3 protein-coding genes are annotated in these 3,800 nt (G+C 64.0%); all 3 read right to left on the bottom strand.

Annotated elements, in window-relative coordinates:
* Positions 1-777: 777 nt before the first annotated feature.
* Positions 778-1,824, bottom strand: a complete 1,047-nt coding sequence (locus tag NMK44_RS39495) for a hypothetical protein (RefSeq protein ID WP_254752601.1) — start codon at positions 1,822-1,824, stop codon at positions 778-780.
* A 181-nt stretch (positions 1,825-2,005) separates the two neighbouring features.
* Positions 2,006-2,470: a hypothetical protein gene (locus tag NMK44_RS39490; RefSeq protein ID WP_254752599.1), complete on the bottom strand. Its 465-nt coding sequence runs from the start codon at positions 2,468-2,470 to the stop codon at positions 2,006-2,008.
* 202 nt (positions 2,471-2,672) lie between these two features.
* Positions 2,673-3,557 carry a NucA/NucB deoxyribonuclease domain-containing protein gene (locus NMK44_RS39485; protein WP_254752597.1) on the bottom strand — a complete coding sequence of 295 codons (885 nt, stop codon included), beginning with the start codon at positions 3,555-3,557 and terminating at the stop codon, positions 2,673-2,675.
* Between the last annotated feature and the right edge of the window lie 243 nt (positions 3,558-3,800).

Genomic DNA, 3,800 nt, shown 5'->3' with positions numbered 1-3,800 from the left:
TGGTTGGGGTGGGGGGGGGGGGGGGGGGGGTGGGGTGGGGGGGGGGGGGGGGGGGGGGGCGCCCCCCCCCCCCCCCGCCGCCACACAGTCGGCTATCGCTCGACTCCGTGCGGTAATCCCACCATAACCTGCTCGGATCCCCTTCGCAGACGCTTTCTGGGCGCTGATCGCATTTCCCGAAATGGGAATAGGTCTCGCATGCAACGATGATCTAATTTGATCGAATCGGGTGCATGGCGGCCCATTATGGTCACCAATCAAGCCAATCGGATCGAGCGTTTGATTGCGGCGCGCGCCACCCTCGATCAATTCTTGATCAAAAAAGTGATCCCACCAGTTCGCCGCGGTAGCCCTGCGTGTAGGGGCGCACAGGGGGGTGGCTGGTGCCTCAAGTGCACGTGCATATGGGAATTTCAGCAAATCGCAACCGAAAATCGGAGCGGACGATTCCGCAGCCTCGCGTCGCTCGTTCGCGCTCTCGTTCCAAGTCTTCTTGAGGGGTGTCGCCAGGAAGTCGCACAACAGTGCTCCAGGCGGTGGTTTGCGGGCAAACTGCGGGATGCGCCAACTTCGACAGGGGGGCGAAAGTTGATGACGGGTCGAGTGATCTATCTCACCGTTGAGCCTTGGCTGTTCTGTCAACCCGCAGCGTGACGCGTTGGTTGGCCTTGGGCCCGTCGTTTGGATCTTCAGTAGCTGGCTAAGGCGTCTGACCGGAGAGTCGATTGCGGTGTCGATTGTGGCGTGGGCGTCGGTGCGGAGGACTTCCGCACGAGCTCACTGAAGCAGTTCGAAGTGGGGGTGGTACGGAGAAGACGGGCAGACATGGAGCTGCAGGTTGTTGCCGCCAGTGATGTCGATCAAGGTGAAGTTGCCGTCCCGGGAGCCCAAGGGCGGCGGGCCCGGGGTCGGCCGGTCTTGCTCGGCGATCCAGGTCGTGCTGCCGCCGTCCCATTCCGATGAGGCGATGGTGAGGAGCGGGACCGCCTCGGTGTCGCACTCCGGGCAGGCGCGGTCGACGGGGTCGGTAGGGCTCCAGCGGGTCCAGCCGCCGGTCTTCCAGCCGGGAGCGCTGCAGAGGTTGTTCAGGTAGAGCTCGCCCGGATCATCCGCGTACGGGCTGTATTGCGCAGGGTCGACCGTCTCCCAGCGGCTCATGTCGTCCAACTGGTCCCGAAGCTCCTTGTCCAGCTCCATGGGGTTGGGAAACTCGGTGACCTGTTCCAGTGAGAACAGGCACGGTTCCGGAAGGTACCAGCCGTCCTGGACGATCGGCGGCTCGGGCGGTGCTTTGAGGACGTCGGTGACGGTGGCGGAGGACCGCCAGAAGAGGGCGGTCTTCGGGTGCGCCATCTCGTGGTCGAAGGGGCACCACAGGACCTGGAGTAGGTCCGCGTCGGGCGGGCAGGGGAAGGCAATGTCGCGGGCGTACAACTGGGCTACGGGCACGAGAGGGATCGGGCCGTCGAACCATCGGCGGCCCGCGTTGATCAGATTCAAGGTCTCCTGTTCCTCGGGGGTCCACTGGGGTGCCTCGGGGTCGAGGTGAAGGCGCTCGGCCGCTGCGGCGAGGACGCGGCGCTGAAGCCGGATGTCGTCCGGGGAGTTGACCCTGAGCGCCGCATGCCTGTCGTGCGGTTCTCGGCAGTACGGCCACGACTCGTCGGCGGGCCACAGGAGCGGCCCGCCGACGGAGTTGTCGTGCACGGTCGGCGCCCCGGGCCGCGGGTGCAGCCGGGTCGCCGTGCGCGCCAACGGGGCCAGTTGAGGGAAGAGCGCGGTGACGTCGAACGGCCGCGGCGGGGTGGTAAATATGGCGTTCATAGCGGTGATGCTGCCAGCAGCTGCTGACATCGGGTGTGCCGATCCTCGTCAGCTGACACCAGACAGGTTCTGTGCGTCAGCAGGCAGGCCTCTCCACACTCTCGCAGCTGGCATCGATCGAGACCGCCTGGACGCTGGTCGTCGCATGTGAGTCCTCGACAGCCCGGATCAGGAGGGATCGTCACCTTCGTTTCAGGTGGCGCAGCAGGTTTTCCCGTTCGGCGGTCATCGGCTTCTGTGCCGGTTGTTGTTCCGGCCGTGTGAGAGCTTCCCACGATGGGTCGTCGGCGTGTGCGAGCCGAGCTTCCTCGATCATGTCACTGGTGCGGAGTACCACGGGGGCCGTCGGTGCTTGCGGCCAGGCGGTGATGAGGTAGTGCTCGGTGGGCGCTTCGTTGGTTCCGTCGGCGCATGTCGCTCGTCCCTTGGCGTGGACTCTGATGCGATACCAACCGGGCCCTTGAGGGTTGAGCGCGGGTAGGTCGGTTGGCACGGCATCGTGGGCAGAGATGATGCGGAGGTCTCCTTCGATCGACCGCACGCTGATCTCGACAACCTCTTCCCACGTGGTTGTCTGCGCGGGTGGTGCTGTAGCGACGACCTTGGCCCCAACCTCTACACGCCCGGTGTGGATGCCAGTGCTCACCCAGGCTCCGTATTCCATGGGCGCGGCCAGACCGACAGCCCAACAGGCTGTGTCCGCGGGTTCTTCAGCGTCGTCTGCAATGCCGAACATGCCATCGCTGACGAATATGACACACGATGTGACCATAGCCTGACAATATCAGGCGACGCATCAGGATGTGGGCGCTGCGAATAGACCCTGCAGCACCCACATCCTTGAGCGGTCAGTTCTCTATGAGGACCCGGAAGGGGTCTCCCTCCAGCATCCGCTCGCTCCTGTAGAAGGCGTTGTTCTTCCCGCCCTGGTAGTCCTGGTCAGCCTTATGGATCATGCACGCACTCGCACCTTTGAGGCCGGTGCGCGAGGGCACGTTCGGGATGGAGCATCCAGGGAAGGTCCGTCGCTTTCCGCCGGACGCCAGACCTTCCTGGGAGGTGGCTACAGGGTATTCATCACACGTTTTACCGGGGGGCCGGGTCTCGCCATCGGGGCAGGCCAGGTCCCGGTTCCGCTTGCGCCTTGCCTCATCGGTCGTCCGGTGAAGCGGGTGCTTGAAACTTGCGCCGGGCAGCCCCGAGTTCTGGGCACGAGTGACGTGGGATGCCAGCTGAGGCGCCCTGCTCTTGCTGTAGATGAGCGGGGAGGCGTACCAGGGTATGACGCAACCAATGTCATTACGGCCCAGAGTGGCCCTGTCACAGCGGAACTCGTTCATCTTGATGCTACTCTTCGCTGGCGGATATGAAGGATTGGTGAAGCGCAGCGCCCACTTATTGGTACACCGGCCCTTTGCTCCGTGCCTGGTGATCGTGGTCTCGAAGAAGGACTCGCCGAGCTTCCAATAGTTGACTGGGGCGAGCTTTTTCGTGGGAAACTTCGATTCGTGCTGCTTGCAGGAGCCGCCCTTGCTGGCCTTGCCGCCGATGAATGCCTTCTTGCCGTCACCCCAGAGGCGGTAGGCAGAGACGTCCGCCTGATTGCCCCATGAAGGCAGGCCCGTTTCGCCGTAGCTGTAGTTGATGGCGACGATGTCGGCTGATCCCGTCAACCGTCTCTGGCCGTTGACGGTGCGATAGGTCGTGTAGCGGATTCCGGAGACCAGGCACACTGCCTCGCGTTTACCCCTGAGCTCGGCTGCACACCAACTCGGCGGATTCACACCTGCCCTCAGTCCACGTCCTCTGCGGACCTGAAGTGGCATCTCAGAATCCGAGATCGCACGAGTGCAGCTCTCTTTCCCCCCAGCGTCCAAAGCGGAACAGCTCTCACCCATCTGGACGCTGCTGCGCTGCCCAGGCTTCACTGAAGGCCCCGCAGCGGGACCCGACACGGGAACCGGCCGAGGCTTCAC

Origin of the sequence: Streptomyces cucumeris, assembly GCF_024295805.1 — a bacterium.
GTDB classification, from domain to species: Bacteria; Actinomycetota; Actinomycetes; order Streptomycetales; family Streptomycetaceae; genus Streptomyces; species Streptomyces cucumeris.
This window is presented reverse-complemented; position numbering and strand designations above follow the sequence as displayed.

Coding starts and splice junctions, on each gene's coding strand:
- NMK44_RS39495 (WP_254752601.1), bottom strand. CDS start 1,824: ATGAACGCCATATTTACCACCCCGCCGCGGCCGTTCGACGTCACCGCG.